Annotated in this window: 12 protein-coding genes; 8 read left to right on the top strand and 4 right to left on the bottom strand. The window is 69.6% G+C overall.

Translation table 11 applies throughout. The features are described 5' to 3' along the window. The first annotated feature begins 75 nt into the window (after positions 1-75). Positions 76-1011, top strand: a complete 936-nt coding sequence (locus AC1C2S_RS03170) for a cytochrome b/b6 domain-containing protein (RefSeq protein ID WP_495353185.1) — start codon at positions 76-78, stop codon at positions 1009-1011. Positions 1012-1164: 153 nt separating this feature from the next. On the opposite strand, the gene AC1C2S_RS03165 is transcribed toward AC1C2S_RS03170, so the two are convergent. Continuing rightward, positions 1165-1647: a hypothetical protein gene (locus tag AC1C2S_RS03165; RefSeq protein WP_495351083.1), complete on the bottom strand. Its 483-nt coding sequence runs from the start codon at positions 1645-1647 to the stop codon at positions 1165-1167. Positions 1648-1823: 176 nt separating this feature from the next. Here AC1C2S_RS03165 and AC1C2S_RS03160 point away from each other — a divergent pair, with 176 nt between their 5' ends. After that, positions 1824-2126, top strand: coding sequence for a DUF1540 domain-containing protein (locus tag AC1C2S_RS03160; RefSeq protein ID WP_495351082.1), 303 nt, complete (start codon positions 1824-1826; stop codon positions 2124-2126). 248 nt (positions 2127-2374) lie between these two features. On the opposite strand, the gene AC1C2S_RS03155 is transcribed toward AC1C2S_RS03160, so the two are convergent. Then, a complete protein-coding gene (locus tag AC1C2S_RS03155) occupies positions 2375-2902 on the bottom strand; it encodes a MarR family winged helix-turn-helix transcriptional regulator (protein WP_495351081.1) in 528 nt (175 codons plus the stop codon). Positions 2903-3002: 100 nt separating this feature from the next. On the opposite strand from AC1C2S_RS03155, the gene AC1C2S_RS03150 reads away from it, so the two are divergent. Then, positions 3003-3575 (top strand): NADPH-dependent F420 reductase, encoded by a 573-nt coding sequence (locus tag AC1C2S_RS03150; protein ID WP_495351080.1) that lies wholly within the window; start codon positions 3003-3005, stop codon positions 3573-3575. A 21-nt stretch (positions 3576-3596) separates the two neighbouring features. Here the strand turns inward: AC1C2S_RS03150 and AC1C2S_RS03145 are convergent, their stop codons facing one another. Then, on the bottom strand, positions 3597-4424 hold the full coding sequence (locus tag AC1C2S_RS03145; protein ID WP_495351079.1) for an MBL fold metallo-hydrolase: 828 nt from the start codon (positions 4422-4424) through the stop codon (positions 3597-3599). Between the two features lie 78 nt (positions 4425-4502). On the opposite strand from AC1C2S_RS03145, the gene AC1C2S_RS03140 reads away from it, so the two are divergent. The 5 genes from AC1C2S_RS03140 (at position 4503) to AC1C2S_RS03120 (ending at position 13479) form a co-directional block, all read left to right on the top strand. Continuing rightward, positions 4503-5231: an NUDIX hydrolase gene (locus AC1C2S_RS03140; RefSeq protein ID WP_495351078.1), complete on the top strand. Its 729-nt coding sequence runs from the start codon at positions 4503-4505 to the stop codon at positions 5229-5231. Positions 5232-5264: 33 nt separating this feature from the next. After that, a complete protein-coding gene (locus AC1C2S_RS03135; RefSeq protein ID WP_495351077.1) occupies positions 5265-6713 on the top strand; it encodes a phytoene desaturase family protein in 1449 nt (482 codons plus the stop codon). Positions 6714-6994: 281 nt separating this feature from the next. Beyond that, complete coding sequence (locus AC1C2S_RS03130) at positions 6995-8434, top strand: lipase maturation factor family protein (protein WP_495351076.1); 1440 nt, start codon at positions 6995-6997, stop codon at positions 8432-8434. Positions 8435-8665: 231 nt separating this feature from the next. Next, on the top strand, positions 8666-12328 hold the full coding sequence (locus AC1C2S_RS03125) for a metallophosphoesterase (RefSeq protein WP_495351075.1): 3663 nt from the start codon (positions 8666-8668) through the stop codon (positions 12326-12328). Then, a complete protein-coding gene (locus AC1C2S_RS03120) occupies positions 12325-13479 on the top strand; it encodes a HupE/UreJ family protein (RefSeq protein WP_495351074.1) in 1155 nt (384 codons plus the stop codon). The genes AC1C2S_RS03125 and AC1C2S_RS03120 overlap by 4 nt, the downstream gene beginning before the upstream one ends. A gap of 100 nt (positions 13480-13579) precedes the next feature. Here the strand turns inward: AC1C2S_RS03120 and AC1C2S_RS03115 are convergent, their stop codons facing one another. Continuing rightward, complete coding sequence (locus AC1C2S_RS03115) at positions 13580-15544, bottom strand: ABC1 kinase family protein (RefSeq protein ID WP_495351073.1); 1965 nt, start codon at positions 15542-15544, stop codon at positions 13580-13582. Positions 15545-15721: the final 177 nt, after the last annotated feature.

The raw sequence follows: 15721 nt of genomic DNA, 5'->3' as shown, positions 1-15721 counted from the left end.
GGCATCCATGCGCCACTGGGACGCAGTGGTCGGCGGTCGCACCGGCCCTCGTGACAAAATGTGTCGGTGACCCGTCTGACCGACCCGACCGCGCATCACGCGACCCGTCGGCGCAGTGGGTGGCTGCCGTTCGTCTGGGCGGTACTCGTCGGGGTCACGCTGCTCGCCGCCGTCGTGCTCGGTGCGATCTGGCTGCGGGCGCAACCGTCGGTGCAGGACTTCATCACGCGGTACCCGGGCACGACCCCGCTGCCCGAGGGCGCGCCCGTCGGTATTCCGGCGTGGCTCGGGTGGCAGCACTTCCTCAACGGGTTCTTCCTCGTGCTGCTCGTGCGGTCGGGGCTGCTGCTGCGCAAGGGAGGCCGGCCGCCGGCCCGCTGGGTCCGCAATAACGAGGGTCTCGTGCGCACGAAGAACCCGCCGTGGAAGATCGGCATCTACCTCTGGCTGCACTACGCCGTCGACGTGCTCTGGGTGCTCAACGGAATCGTGTTCATCGCGGCGCTCTTCGCGACCGGGCAATGGATGCGCATCGTGCCGACGAGCGCCGACATCTGGCCGAACGCCGTGTCGGCGGGGTTGCAATTCGCCTCGCTCGACTGGCCGATCGAGCACGCGTGGGTGAACTACAACAGCCTGCAGCTGCTCAGTTACTTCGTGATCGTCTTCGTGGTGGCTCCGCTCGCCGTGATCACGGGGCTGCGTCTCTCGTCGGTGTGGCCGCAGCGCGCCGGGCGACTGAACCGGGTCTACCCGGCTTCGCTCGCGCGTGCGGTGCACTACCCCGTGATGCTCGTGTTCGTGGTGTTCGTCATCGTGCACGTCACGCTCGTCTTCACCACCGGCGCGCTGCGCAACCTCGATGCGATGTACGCGAGCCGCGATGACGCATCGTGGCTCGGGTTCGGCATCTTCGCGGTCTCGCTCGTGGTCTTGGTCGCGGGCTGGTTCGCCGTGCGCCCCGCCGTACTGAAGCCGATCGCGAGCCGCATGGGCACCGTCACGCGGTGATCTGGGGTGACCTGGGGTGAGCTGAGATGACGTGGGGTGAGCCGCGGTGACCCGCGGTGATCTGAGCTGAGCCGCGGTGACCCGCGGTGAGCTGAGCTGAGCTGAGCCGAGCCGCGGTTGCTCTGGCAGGCGGGTGTCAGGGCATGTGCTGAGTTACGACGCGCGGCGCGTCAGGTGCATGTGCCAGTTCGGCGGCTGCCAGCTCGCACCCCCGTCGAGCGAGAACGACTGCTGCCAGTGCGGATGCTCGGGGTCGCTCGTCAGCCACTCGAAGCGTTCGCGCGCGGGCGCACCGCCGAGCTCGAAGTCGGCCTCGAACACGCCATGACCGTCGGTGAACCGGCCCTCGACGGGGGTGTCGAGCACTCCGGGGAACCGTGTGGAGCTCCACCAGATGCGCCAGAGATCGGCGTCGGGTTCGTACAGGCGCAGCGTGAACCCCTCGAACGCACCGCCATCGGGCGCTTCGGGCACGCTCATGCGGTCGATGTGACCGAAGCCGTCGAGGATCGGGTACACCTCGGCGGTCGCATCGAACTCGACCCATTCGGTGCAGTCGGGGTCGGTGACGTCGCGGAGTTTGCGGTTGCGCACGTGCCACGCGCCGTAGAGGAATTCGAAGTCGTCGGATGCCATGGAGGTAGCCTCCCGCACCCCTCCGACATTCGGACCCGGCTGGTGGATAGGTAAGCCACGCCTCAGAAGAAAGTGGCGATGATCTGCGGAAACTCGTCCCGGAGATGCTGCGCGGCCGACACGCGCGGGCGTACTATCGCCCCAACGAACAGCCGCGCACCGCACTGGAGGTCACCATGAGCATGACGCTCGACGAACTGCCCGCCGTCGCCGAATGCTCGGTGGCCGGATGCTCCTACAACGACCACTCCCACTGCCACGCGGCCGCGGTCACGATCGGCGGCTCCGTCGGCGATGCCGAGTGCGCCACGTTCATCCCGCTCGGAAAGAAGGGCGGACTCGACAAGGTCGTGACGCACGTCGGGGCGTGTCAACGTGCGGAGTGCGTGCACAACTCGTCACTGGAGTGCACCGCGGCATCCGTTCGCATCGGGCCCGGGAGCGACGACGCCGACTGCCTCACCTACGAGCCGCGCTGAGCACGCGTTCCCGAGTGCACATCGTCACTACCCTCCGACCGCGCGCCCACCGCGCGCATCGCGCCCGTCGTCCCGCCGCCCGTCGTCCCGCCGCCCGTCGCGCCCGCCGCCCGTCGAGAGTGCGCCAACGGTCGTTTTCGGCGCCGGATTCCGACATCTAGCGCACTCTCGATGCGCGGGTAGACCGCATCGGCGAGTGATGGGGGCGCGGGAGTGTGTGGGTCAAGGGACGCGCGGAACGGCGCGGGTCAGTTGACGGGGGTGGCGGGGGTGACGGGGCCCTCGCTGAACTGGCATGAGGTCGCAGCGAGCCGCCCGTCGGGGTCGAGTCGTGCGAGCACGGCGCCGGCGATGTCGTAGAGCTGTTCGAGCTGCTCGGGTGCGAGCGCGTCGAGCACCTTCGTTCGCACGGTCTCGACGTGGCCAGGGGCGGCCTCGGCGATCAGGCTGAGGCCGGCATCGGTGACCTTGGCGTTCGTCGCCCGGCGGTCTTCGGGGCAGGGGAAGCGCTCGATGAGTCCGCGCTCCTCGAGTCGGCGGGCGACGTGGGAGAGTCGGGGGAGCGTCGCGTTCGTGGCCGAGGCGAGTGCGGTCATGCGCATGGTGCGGCCGGGCGCCTGGGCGAGGGCCATGAGGGCGGCGTACTCGAAGTGAGTGAGCCCCGCGTCGCGGAGCAGCTGCGCGTCGAGGGCGCCGGGGAGCAGCTCGGCGAGCGCCACGAGGCGCACCCACGCGGCGGATTCTTCGGAGGCGAGCCACCGGGTGTCATCCGTCATGCGGGGAGTCTATCGCATTAGTTGACGCAACAACTGATAGCGCGTATGGTGATGGTTGTCGGAACAAGTAATCGCGTCGAACGGCGCCGAGAGGATCAACATGACGACCGTCAGCATCATCGGAAACGGCAACATGGGTACGGCCATCGGAGGCATCGTGGCCGCTGGGGGAAACACCGTCGAGTACGTCGGCCGCGACACAGCCGAGCCGATCACCGGCGACATCGTGGTGCTCGCCGTGCCGCACCCCGCCCTCGCCGAGATCGTGGCCGCACGCGGCGCCGAACTCGCCGGCAAGATCGTCGTCGACATCACGAACCCGCTGAACTTCGAGACCTTCGACGGACTCGTCGTGCCGGCCGACGGTTCCTCGGCGAGCGAGCTTTCCGCCGCTCTGCCCGACTCGAAGGTGCTCAAGGCCTTCAACACGAACTTCGCCGCCACCCTGGCATCGAGGTCGGTCGGCTCGAACCCCACCACCGTGCTCATCGCCGGCGACGACGACGCCGCGAAGCAGGCACTCGCCGAGGTCGTGCGGGCGGGCGGCGTGGTGGCGGTCGACGCGGGCCGCCTCTCGCGGGCGCGCGAACTCGAGTCCATCGGCTTCCTGCAGCTCACGCTCGCCGTGCAGGAGAAGGTCGGCTGGAACGCGGGCCTCGCACTCGTCGCCTGACCCCCGCGCGGGCCGCCTGAGTCAGCCGGCGCTGCGCAGGTAGGCCAATTGCGCTCGAACGGATGCCTCGGCTGCACCTCGCACCGAGGCATCCGTGTCTGCGTAGACCAGGTCGGTGACGGCGCCCGCCGAGGCGCCGGCCCCGAGCGTGCGGAGGGCGGCGCGCACCTGCTCGAGTCGCTCGGCGCGGTGCGCGAGGTAGGCATCGCAGATCGCGGCGAGGTCGGGGAGTGCGGGTCCGTGACCGGGCAGCACCCCCACGGGCCCCGGCATGCCGGCGGCACGCAGGCGTTCGAGCGAGTCGAGGTAAGGGCCGAGGGCGCCGTCGGGATCGGCGATGATCGTCGTGCCGCGGCCGAGGATCGTGTCGCCCGTGAGCACGGTTCCGGTCGGGCCGGCAGACGCGACCGCAGTCTCACCTGCAACGACGTCGGCGGGGAGGGCGAAGCACACCGAGTCCGCCGTGTGGCCGGGGGTCGCGATCACCTCGATCTCGAGTCCGGCGGCGTGGATGCGTTCGCCGTCGGCCAGCGGCGCCCCGCCGAGGCAGAGAGCCGGGTCGATCGCGCGCACCGGGGCATCCGTCATCGCATGGAACGCTTCGAGCGACTCGGTGTGATCGGCATGGTGGTGCGTGACGAGCACGAGCTCGACGGGGCCGGTGCTCGCGAGCGCCGCGAGATGCGCGGCATCGGCAGGGCCCGGGTCGACGACGACGACACCCGCCGAACCCGGCGCTCGCAGCACGTAGGAGTTGGTGCCATCGAGGGTCATCGGCCCGGCGTTGGGCGCGAGCACGAGCCCGGCGAACGTCGACACGCGCTCGCCGGGGCCGGCATCCTGATCCATCCGGGCAGTGTATCCCGCGGCTCGGCGGGGGCGTAGGCGAGCGGTGCGCCATCGCACTCCGCGGCCTAGTCTGAGGGCATGGACAGCGATCTCGAATCCTTGACCGCCCCGGCGACCACCGGGTCGGCTGCGACCGTCGTGCTGTTGCGCGACGGCGAGCGCGGGCTCGAGGTGCTCCTCGCCGAGCGACCCCGCGATCGGGGCTCGTTCGCCGGTGCGTGGGTCTTCCCGGGTGGCGCAGTCGACGACACGGATGCCGCTGGGGACCCCATCGACGGAATCGACGCCGCTCGCCGCGCCGCCGTGCGCGAAACGCGTGAAGAGGTCGGCCTCGTGCTCGACCCAGCCGAGCTCGTGCCGTTCTCGCACTGGACGCCGCCGAAGGGCGCACCCAAGCAGCTCACCACGACCTTCTTCGCAGTGCGGGTGCCCGACGGCGAATTGCGACTCGCCCCCGACGAGGTCGCCGCCGCCGAGTGGCTGCGCCCGGTCGACGCACTCGATCGCCACACCGCCGGCTCGATGACGCTCTGGCCGCCCACCTGGGTCACCCTGCACGGCCTGGCGCACGCGGCATCCGTCGACGAAGCGCTCGCCGAACTGCGCAGTGGCGAGGTGCGACCGTACGTGGCGAAGGTCAGGCACGGCGGATCGACGATCGTGTGGCAGGAGGACGACGAGTACGCCGACGAGCAGGAGATCCGCGATCGCGAGCCGGCCGTGCCCGACGACGCCCCCGACGCCGAGGGCAACCGGCACCGACTCATGATGGATCGTCTGCCATGGGTCTACCTCAACTCGTTCTGAACCAATGACGTGTCGCATGATCGACCTGAGCGCATGACCGACGTCACCGTCGTCGGCAGCGGGCCCAACGGGCTCGTCGCCGCCGTGCTCGCCGCCCGCGCCGGGCTCTCGGTGCGCGTGCTCGAGGCCGCGCCCACGATCGGCGGCGGGCTGCGCACCGCCGAGCTCACGCTGCCCGGGTTCCGGCACGACGTGTGTTCAGCGGTGCATCCGGCCGGGCTCGCCTCGCCGGTGTTCAAGAAGCTCGGTCTGCTCGATCGCATCGAGTGGATCGTGCCCGAGCTGTCGTACGCGCACCCGCTCGACGGAGGCCGAGCCGGCCTCGCCTGGCGTGATCTCGACCGAACCGTCGAGGGCCTCGGCCGCGACGGGCCGGCGTGGCGGCAGCTGATCGCGCCGCTTCTCGCGCGGAGTCGCGGCGTCGTCGACTTCACGGGATCGCAACTGCTGCGTGTGCCACGAGACCCGATCGCCGCCGTGCAATTCGGGCTGCGCGCCCTCGAGCAGGGCACAGCGGCATGGAACACGCGCTTCCGCGACGACGTCGCACCCGCCCTCTTCACGGGGACCGTTTCGCATGCCGCGGGCGGCATGCCCTCGCTCGCCTCGGCGGGCGCGGGCCTGCTGCTCGCGATGCACGGGCACGGCGTCGGATGGGGACTGCCCGTCGGCGGATCTCAGGTGATCGCCGACGCGCTCGCCGACGAGCTCGTCGCGCGCGGCGGTGAGATCGTGACGGATGCCGCGGTGACCTCCCTCTCGGAGGTGGCGGGCTCGCGCGCGGTGCTGCTCGACACCTCGCCCGAGCTGCTCTTCACGGCCGAGCTTCCCGCGCGATACGCGCGCGCCTTGCGTCGCTACCGCTACGGATCGGGAGTCGCGAAGGTCGACTTCGCGCTGAGCGACCCGGTGCCGTGGGCGAATGCCGAGGTCGGGCTCGCGCCGACGGTGCACCTCGGCGGCAGCAGGGCCGAGATCGCCGCCGCCGAGAACGCGGTGTCGCGGGGGTTCCAGCCCGGGGTGCAGGCCGGAGGTGCGGGCGGCGGGGCGGCGCGACATCCGTACGTGCTGGTCACCCAGCCGACCGTCGCCGACCCGAGCCGTGCGCCGGCGGGCAAGCACGTGCTCTGGGCGTACACGCACGTGCCGGCCGGCTCGACGCTCGACGCGACCGAACTCGTGACGGCCGAGGTCGAGCGGTTCGCTCCAGGATTCCGTGACGTCGTGCTCGCCTCCGCGGCGAGCTCGGCGGCGGAGATCGGGCGGTACAACCCGAACTACCTCGGCGGCGACATCTACGCCGGTGAGCTCACGTTCGCGCAACTCGTGAAACGGCCGGTCGTCTCGACCGCGCCGTGGCGCACGCCGGTCGACGGCGTCTACCTCTGCTCGAGCGCGACACCGCCCGGGCCGGCCGTGCACGGCATGAACGGCTGGTTCGCGGCGAAGCTCGCACTGCGCGAGCGCTTCGGCATCCGCTGACGGCATTCGTTGGTCGGGTAGTGAGCGAAGCGATCGTATCGAGACCTTTCTCGGGGGCGTCTCGATACGCGTCCTCCTTCGTCGGGCGCTACTCGACGAGCGGTGGCGGGGACGGCATTCGTTGGTCGAGTAGTGAGCGAAGCGATCGTATCGAGACCTTCTCGGGGGCGTCTCGATACGCGTCCTCCTTCGTCGGGCGCTACTCGACGAACGGTGGTGGGCACGGCGTCCTCCTTCGTCGGGCGCTACTCGACGAACGATGGCGGGCGTAGCGTGAGGGTGTGGACTGGCTCGACTGGTTCGACGCGCGCGACTACGAGGTTGCGCGCCAAGTGTTGCAGCGCGGAGTCGGCGCGCTCGCGTTCGTCGCGTTCCTGTCGACGCTGAACCAGTTCCGGGCGCTCCTCGGCGAGCACGGCTTCCTGCCCGTGCCCGAGTTGCTCCGCCTCGCGCCGCGCTTGCGCGGGCCGAGCCTCTTCCGCTGGGGCTACACCGATCGGCGGCTCGTGGCGCTCGCCGTCGTGGGGCTCGTGCTCGCGGCATCCGTCGTGCTCGGGCTTCCACAGCTCGGCCCGCCGTGGCTGCCGATGCTCGTCTTCCTCGCGCTCTGGATCGGCTATCTCTCGATCGTGAACGTCGGCCAGACCTTCTACGGCTTCGGCTGGGAGATGCTGCTCTGCGAGGCGCTCTTCACGGTCGCGTTCCTCGGCTCGAACGCGTCGCCGCCGCCCGTCACGATCATCGTCGCCGTATGGTGGCTCGTGTTCCGCCTCGAATTCGGTGCCGGCATGATCAAGATCCGCGGCGGGCGCGAGTGGCGCGACCTCACCGCGCTCATGTACCACCACGAGACGCAGCCCATGCCGAACCCCCTGAGTCGCCAGGCGCACCTGCTGCCCGCGTGGTTCCATCGCGGAGAGGTGCTCGGCAACCACTTCGCGCAGCTCGTCGTGCCCTTCCTGCTGTTCGTGCCGGGGCCGGTGGGCGGGGCGGCTGCGGCGATCGTCATCCTCACGCAGCTCTGGCTCATCGTCACCGGCAATTTCGCGTGGCTCAACTGGATCACGGTCGTGCTCGCGGCATCCGCCATCACCGACTCGGCCTGGCACTGGCTGATCCCGGCGATTCCGGTCGAACTCGGCACGGATGCCGCGGCGACGCCGCTCTGGTGGGCGATCGTGGTGCTCGCGGCATCCGCCCTGCTCGTCGTGCTGAGCTTCTGGCCGATCAAGAACCTCTTCTCGCGCCGTCAGCTCATGAACGCGTCGTTCAACCGCTGGATGCTCGTGAACGCCTACGGTGCGTTCGGCACGGTGACGAAGCGGCGCATCGAGATCGTCGTCGAGGGCACGCTCGAAGGCGACCCCGACGACGACGCCGACTGGCGCGAGTACGGCTTCAAGGGCAAACCCGGAGCGCTGAGCGCCGTGCCGCGGCAGTGGGCTCCGTACCATCTGCGGCTCGACTGGCTCATGTGGTTCCTGCCGCTGGGGCGTATGTGGGAACCGTGGTTCGAGGTCTTCCTCCTGCGATTGCTCGAAGCGGATGCCCCGACGCTCGCGCTGCTCGCGCACGACCCGTTCGACGGGGCTCCGCCTCGCTGGGTACGCGCCCGCGCCTACCACTACCGGTTCGCGACGCATGCGGAGTTCAGGGCGACGGGGGACCGTTGGGTGCGCACGCTCGAGGGCGAGGTCATGCCGGCGGCTGGGCTGCGCTGAGCAAGGGACCGCGACCTCTTCGACGTTTGTCGGACATTTCTGCGGAAGCGGAAGCGGAAGCGGAAGCGGTGGCGGCGGCTTCGGCGGCGGGTGGCGACCGTTCGGCATTCCGTCGCTGACTCGTCGGCTTGCGAACCCCGACTGTTCACCCTGCCCCGCCAGCGTGTCACCGGGATCACCTCGCGGATGCTGCGAGGTCGGGTACGGCGACGCCAGAGAGGGTGTACGGGTATGCGGTGGAGGAACACGCGGGGCAGGGTCAGCGGTTCATCGACGGGGGTGATCGCCCTGGCGATCGCCGCGGTGCTCGGGGGAGGGCTGGTGACCGCTCCGGCTCCGGCGCAGGCCGCGGTCGTCGCGCCGTCCGCAGGCACCGTCGCTGCCGCAGTCGCCGATACGACCGCAGCGACAGCTGCTACCGCGAAGCCGAAGCCCAAACCCAAGCCCAAGCCGACGCCGAAGCCGCCGCAACCGCCGGCGTCGCCACCGCAACTCGTTCCGGCATCCGGCGCGTTCCTCGAGGGCGTCGCGACGATCGCGTCGACCCCGGTCGTCGTCGATGACGACGTCACGAGCCTCACGCTCGACGGCGCCGAACTCGACGCGACGTCGACGGTCGGCGTCTCGTACCTGCGCTTCGACGTCGGGTCGAACGGGGCCGAGGCCCGCTACGGCAACCACGTGCTCGTGAACGGCGACCACCGCATCGACCTCGGGGACATCGTCGACGAGCGGGTCGACCTCGAGATCCCGAACGAATATCTCGTGCAGGGTGAGAACTCGATCGAGTTCGTCACGGGCACGATCGAGACCTCGTGCGGGACCAACCACGACGACTTCGTGCTCTCGAACATCGGCCTCGAGCTGCTCGGTGAGATCGCCGACGGCGAAGAGAACGAGTACAGCTACTCCTTCGGCGACGGCAACTGCGGGTCGAACACCTCGCTGCGCCTCGACGCCGAGCTCTCGTTCTTCGTGCTCGGCGACCCCCAGGGCACGACCGGACTCGCCGCCGAGCTCGACACGACGACCGTCGAGAACGGCCAGCACGCGATCGTGGCGACCACCGCGTCGGGCGCGAGCGCCACGAGCACCGTCACCGTGAACAACGCACCGGCCGGGGCGCCATCCGTGACACCCGCCGATGGCACGATCGCCAAGGGCGTGCAGCAGATCTTCGCGACGCAACCGGTCGGCGCCGACGGCGGCGTCGCCTCCCTCACCGTCGACGACGCCGAGGTGGGGGCCGTACCGACGCTCGGGTCGGGCGACGCCGCGCTCAGTTTCAACGTCGGGTCGAACTCGATCGAGGCGCGCTACCGCAGCTACCTGCTCGTGAACGGCATGAAGCAGGAGCTCGGCGGCGACTACGTCAGCAGTCGCGTCGACGTGGTCTTCCCGAACGAATGGCTGCGGCCGGGCGCCAATACCATCGAGCTCGTGCTCGGCGGCGTGGACTCGGCGTGCGGCGTGAATCTCGACGATTTCACGATCTCGAAGCTCGCGTTGACACCGGCAGTCGGCACTGCGGCCGGCATCGGGCTGAAGCCGTCGTACGCCATGGGCGACGGCAGCTGCGGCACGAACCCCAACCTGCTCCAGGGGGCCGGCTTCGAGTTCTCGGTCGACGGGTCGCAGCAGGGGCTTCGGGCGGATCTCGACACGACGACCCTCGCCGACGGCGAGCACACGATCGCCGCGGCATCCACCACCGGCGAGGTGGCGACGCGTGCGTTCGTCACCGACAACTCCGGCCCCGCTGTGGTGTCGAGCGTTCCCGCGGCCGGTGAGACCATCACTTCGACGGTGGCCCTCGACGTGCAGATCGACGACGCCTCCGGAATCCTGTCGGGACCCGAGGTCACGCTCGACGGCACCGCCGTGGCGCTCGCCGAGCCCATCGGGCCCGGCCTCAGCGCCGGCGAGCACACGATCGCGGTGACCGCGGTCGACGGGCTCGGCACTGCGGCCACTCGTGAGATCGTCTTCACCTCCGCCGGCATTCCGGATGTCCCGGTCGAGCTGGCCCCCGCCTCCGGCGCCACGGATATCGGTGACACCGTCAGTCTCTCGGCACGCGTCGCCGAGCCCGATGGCGGCGAGGTCACTGCGACGTTCTCGGAGGCTGAGATCCTCACCCCGAACCAGGTCTGGCAAGGCACCTCCGATGGTGTGCCGACGACGCTGCAGGTCGAAGGCGAGCAGAAGGTCCACGGCCCATCGCCCCTCGAGCCGGGCGACGGACTCACGCTCGACACCGAAGCATCGCGCGATGTCGCATTCCAGCGTTTCGACGTGATGGTCAAGGGCCATGTGCGGGCGCCGGTGCTGCGGTGGGCCGGCATCATCGACCCCGACCGTCTCGCGTCGCTTCGGGCCTGGAACGTCGCGGCCGGTACCTGGGACGTGCTGAGCAGCGCCCGCGGCGCAGCCGAAGGCGACACGGTGCTCACCGCCGATGTCGACGACCGCTACCTCGATGGACGGCGAGTGCACGTCATGGTCACCGGCGAGGATCCGTTCGCCGACGACCTCGTCGCGGGTGACCCCAACGGATTCGCCGATCCCGCGAGCTACGACTTCTCGATCGCGCACTTCACCGATACCCAGTACATCTCGGAGGGCGCCGTCGAGCAGGAGACGCCCGAGGAGCGCGCAGTCTGGGAGTCGGCGTACTCCGGCGTCGTCGACTGGATCGCCGAGAACGCCGAGTCGCGCAAGATCTCGTATGTCGCGCACACCGGCGACATCATCGAGAACAACATCCGCAAGCCGGCTACCGAGGAGCTCGCGCAGCAGGTCGTCGGCGAGTTCGAAGTGTCGTCGAAGCAGCAGGGCGTGCTCGACGGCGCCGGCATTCCGAACGGCGTCATCGCGGGCAACCACGACAACCAGTCAGGCACCGAGAACGGCGCGGAGGCGATCTTCAACCGCTACTACGGTCCCGACCGCTACAGCGCCGCCGCAACCGGCTGGGAGCAGGCCGAGTACGGCGGACCGTGGCAGGAGGGCGACAACCAGAATCACTACGACCTGTTCTCGGCCGGCGGCCTCGACTTCGTCGTGGTCGGCCTCTCGTACGGCGTGACGCGTGAAGAGGCCGAGTGGGCGAGCAACGTGTTCGCGCAGTTCCCCGGCCGCAACGGCATCCTGCTCTCGCACGACTACCTCGCGCCGAGCACCCAGCCCGATGGTCGGAACGCGCCGTTCTCCGCGCCCGACGGCTCGATGCTGTACAACACGGTGGTGAAGGAGAACGCCAACGTGTTCCTGATCCTCGCGGGCCACGAGCACGGCGTCGGTACCAACGTGAAGCCGCACGTCGGCGAGATCGATCATGGGGTCGTCGAGCTGCTCGCGGACTACCAGTTCTACACGGTCGCAGCCGACCGGCTCGGTCTCACCGAGATCGGCGGCTACCAGCCGACCGACCAGCTGCAGTTCGGCGCGAGCTTCTTCCGGCTCCTCCAGTTCGACGTCGACCGGGGCATCATGAACGTCGACACCTACTCGCCGCTGCTCGACGAGTTCGGTGCGACCGAGTACGACGACCGGCATCGCTACGACGGCACCGAAGACAACATGGTGCTGCCGGTCGACCTCACGAGCCGCACGACGAGCTTCCAGACCGACTCGGTCGCCATCTACGCGCCGACCGCGGTGATCGGCGAGGCGACCGTGGCCTCCGGCGAGGTTGCCACGGTGGACTGGCCGAAGCGCAAGCCAGGCAACGCGTACGGGTGGATCGTCACCGCGCGCTCGGCGGGCGGCGGCGAGACCGCCTCGGAGCCGGCGGTGTTCATCACGAAGGATGCCACGGGCAAGCCCGGCGTGTGGGACGAGGGCTCGCCCCTCTTCCCGTACTTCCAGCCGAGTGAGCCAGCAGCCGGATGACGTACGACCAACCCCGCCGCCGTGGTCCGTTCGCTCGGACCGCGGCGGCGATCGGCACCATCCTGCTCGCCGTCGTGCTCCCGGTCATGCTGCCGGCAGCGCCGGCCGCCGCGCACGACGCCACGACCTCAGCCGCCGCCGACGTCGAGCGCTCGGGCGCGACGGTCGTCGTCGAGCTGGAGCTCGAGTACGACCTGCTCATGAAATCGGCGTGGCTGTACGCCGAGGCGTACGAGGCCACTGATCGTGACGAGCAGATCGAGCAGTTGGCCGAGAACGCCGACGCCGTCGACGAGTACGTGACCGAGCGGTTCGCGATCGACGCCGACGGTGATCGGTGCGTGCTCGAGCCACGTGGTGCCGGCGGCATCCGCGACCGGAACGACCGGGCGTTCGCCGTGCTCCACTACACCGCCGACTGCGGCGGAGGCACGGAGGCGACACTCTCCGCGTCGAGTGCGCTGTTCCCCGACATCGAGGGGTTCGTGCACGATACCGAGACGCTCGTGACGTGGGATCTCGGCGACGTCGCCGGCAGCGGGCTGCTGAAGGCAGATTCGCCGACGATCGAACTCGGTGCCGCGGCACCGCACCTCGGTGAGTTCTTCGTGCTCGGCGCCGAGCATCTGCTGTTCGGCCTCGACCACATCCTGTTCCTCGTCGCTCTGCTGCTCGGCGCCCGCAGCCTCCGCGGCATCATCGTGACCGCCACGACGTTCACCGTCGCGCACAGCGTGACCTTCCTGCTCGCGGGCATGGGCTTCGTCAGCGTGCCCGCCGCGATCGTGGAACCCGTGATCGCCCTGTCGATCGTCGCGGCCGCCGTCGCCGTGTTCTTCCGACGCGACGTGCCGGCGCGCTTCCGCATGCCCGTCGTCTTCGCGTTCGGACTCCTCCACGGGCTCGGCTTCGCGAGCGCGCTCGGCATCGACGAGCAGTGGTCGTGGGAGCTGCTCGGCTCCCTCCTCGCGTTCAACCTCGGCATCGAGGCGGTGCAGCTGGCGATCATCGCGATCGCGTTCCCGCTGCTCGTGCTGCTTCGCCGTACGCCGGCGGCGAACCCGGCGAACCCGGCCACGCTGGTCGCCGGGGCGATCGTCGCGGCGATCGGCATGTTCTGGTTCGTCGAGCGGATCGTCGCGCAGTTCTGAGGTCGAGCGGATGCCCCGGGGCATCCACTTGATCGTTCGTCGATGAGCGAGCACAGCGAAGCTCTCGAGACCGTACCTGTGTCTCGATGCATGCTTCGCGCTACTCGCGCCGACGCCGGAACACGTCGAACAGCACGCGCAGCACGAACAGCGCCGACACCACGACGAGCAGGTACCCGAAGATCTGGTACAGACTCAGCGTCTCGGTGACCTGCGGGCCGTCGTCGCTGACCAGCAGCATCGCCGCCATCACGCCGAGCACGCCCGCGAGGAACGCGAGCACCACCTCATTGACGAGTGAGCGCAACAGCGAGCGATCACGGTGATCGGCGAAGAGACGCACGTTGACCTTGAGGCGACCGTTCGCGAGCGAGCCCGCGATCTGATCGAAGCGCTGCGGCATACGGCGCAGGATCGGCAGCAGCGTGCCGATCTCGTCGACGACCGCATCTTTCACCGAACCGGGCCGGACGGAATCGGAGATGCGCTCCTTCGCGAGTCCGCTCGCGGCGGCCAAGAAGTCGAATTCGGGGTCGAGCTCCCGCAGCGTGCCCTCGGTGATGCCGACCGCTCGGAAGGCGCCGGAGAGTTCGGCCGGGATGGCGAGTCGGTTCTCCGCGAGGAGGCGGGTCATGTCGGCGACGATCGTCGAGTCGAGCGCCGCCCCCGGGCCGAGCCGGGAGACCATGAACGAGCCGATCTCGCGCCGCAGCACGAACTCGTCGACGTCGTCGGGCAGTTCGACGAGACCCAGCAGAGCATCGCTCATCGCACGAGCGTCACCGCGGTAGAACGCCATGAGGATCTCGCCGATGCTCGCGCGCAGCTCGGAGTCGAGGCGCCCGACGGATCCGAAATCGACGAGGCCGAGGCCGCCGTCCTCGAGCAGCATCACATTGCCGGGGTGCAGGTCGGCGTGGAAGACGCCGTCGTCGATCACCTGGGTGATGAGCGAGTGGAAGAGCCGCCACGCCTGCGCCTTCTGCACTTCCGGAGGGCGCGTGCCGTCGTCGTCGCTGAGCGCTCGACCAGGGATGAACTCCATGACGAGCACGCGCGCCGTCGACAGCTCGCGGAAGCAGTGCGGGATCGTGAGGCGCTCGCTCTCGGGATGCCGCGCCTGGGTGGACTCCATCGCGGCCATGTTCGCCGCCTCGGAACGGTAGTCGAGCTCGGCGCGGAGCGAGTCGGCGAAGGTCGCGGCCACGGCGCGCAGGCCGAGCGTACGACCCCACTCGGTGTCGTCTTCGAGCTTGCGGGCGATGCGCAGCACGATGTCGAGGTCGCGCTCGACGCCGGGGATGATGCCCGGTCGCTGCACCTTGACGGCCACGAGTTGCCCCGAGGCGAGTCGGGCCCAGTGCACCTGCCCGATCGATGCCGCGGCCAACGGCTCGTGCGCGAACTCGGCGAAGGCGTCGTCTGCCCGTGCGCCGAGCTCCTCGTGCATGAGTGCATCGATCTCGTTCCACGGGGCCGGGGGCACGCTCTGCTGCAGGAGCGCGAGCTCGGCGAGGTACTCGCGAGGCAGCAGCTCGCTACGGGTCGAGAGCATCTGGCCGAGTTTGATGAATACCGGCCCCGCCTCTTCGAGCGAGACCCGGAGCGCCCGTGCGTGAGCGCTTCGGGCCTCTTCGGCCGCACGCGTGCGCGCGTGGTCGGGTCTGAACGGAACGAGGCCGTTCTTCACGGCGATGCGAGTCACCTCGGAGTACCGGCGACCGCGAACGATGCTGTGCTGCAGCTCGGAAATCCATCGATCTGGTCGCGGCACCGTGCCGCTCGGCACGATGAGCTCGGCGAGCACGAGGAAGCCGATGGCGACGAGCACGATGATGCCGAGCTGGATCGGCGCCAGCGCGAGCGTGGCCCCGTCGGTGTACCAGACGAACTGGGACTCGAAACCGAGCTCTGCGCCGAGCGCGACGAGGCCGGCGATGATGATGCGCACGGTGCCGATCTGCGCACCGAGGAATCGCCTGGAGAGCGCCGCGAGCACCACCATGAAGAGGATCGTCACGATCGTGACGCCGATCACGCCGAGAATGATGGAACCGGTCGACATGCCTGCCCCCATCGGGCCGGAGTCGAACGACCCACCCCCAGAGTACGGCTCAGGCGCTTCGGCGGGGGGTCGCTCACCGCGCGGGGCCCGACGTCGTCGACGTGGGCGCTCGCATTTCCGGCGGCGCCCGGAATCGCGTGATGCAGCCACGGTCGGGCCGCCCTACCGGATCGAACT

Source organism: Agromyces sp. Y782, assembly GCF_059445405.1.
Note: the sequence above shows the minus strand (reverse complement) of the source record. Positions and strands in the feature narration are given on the sequence as shown.

Excerpts from the sequence above, each read along its gene's own strand:
- AC1C2S_RS03150 (WP_495351080.1), top strand. The coding sequence starts at position 3,003 with ATGACGACCGTCAGCATCATCGGAAACGGCAACATGGGTACGGCCATC.
- AC1C2S_RS03165 (WP_495351083.1), bottom strand. The coding sequence starts at position 1,647 with ATGGCATCCGACGACTTCGAATTCCTCTACGGCGCGTGGCACGTGCGC.
- AC1C2S_RS03155 (WP_495351081.1), bottom strand. The coding sequence starts at position 2,902 with ATGACGGATGACACCCGGTGGCTCGCCTCCGAAGAATCCGCCGCGTGG.
- AC1C2S_RS03160 (WP_495351082.1), top strand. The coding sequence starts at position 1,824 with ATGAGCATGACGCTCGACGAACTGCCCGCCGTCGCCGAATGCTCGGTG.
- AC1C2S_RS03120 (WP_495351074.1), top strand. The coding sequence starts at position 12,325 with ATGACGTACGACCAACCCCGCCGCCGTGGTCCGTTCGCTCGGACCGCG.
- AC1C2S_RS03115 (WP_495351073.1), bottom strand. The coding sequence starts at position 15,544 with ATGTCGACCGGTTCCATCATTCTCGGCGTGATCGGCGTCACGATCGTG.
- AC1C2S_RS03125 (WP_495351075.1), top strand. The coding sequence starts at position 8,666 with ATGCGGTGGAGGAACACGCGGGGCAGGGTCAGCGGTTCATCGACGGGG.
- AC1C2S_RS03135 (WP_495351077.1), top strand. The coding sequence starts at position 5,265 with ATGACCGACGTCACCGTCGTCGGCAGCGGGCCCAACGGGCTCGTCGCC.
- AC1C2S_RS03140 (WP_495351078.1), top strand. The coding sequence starts at position 4,503 with ATGGACAGCGATCTCGAATCCTTGACCGCCCCGGCGACCACCGGGTCG.
- AC1C2S_RS03145 (WP_495351079.1), bottom strand. The coding sequence starts at position 4,424 with ATGGATCAGGATGCCGGCCCCGGCGAGCGCGTGTCGACGTTCGCCGGG.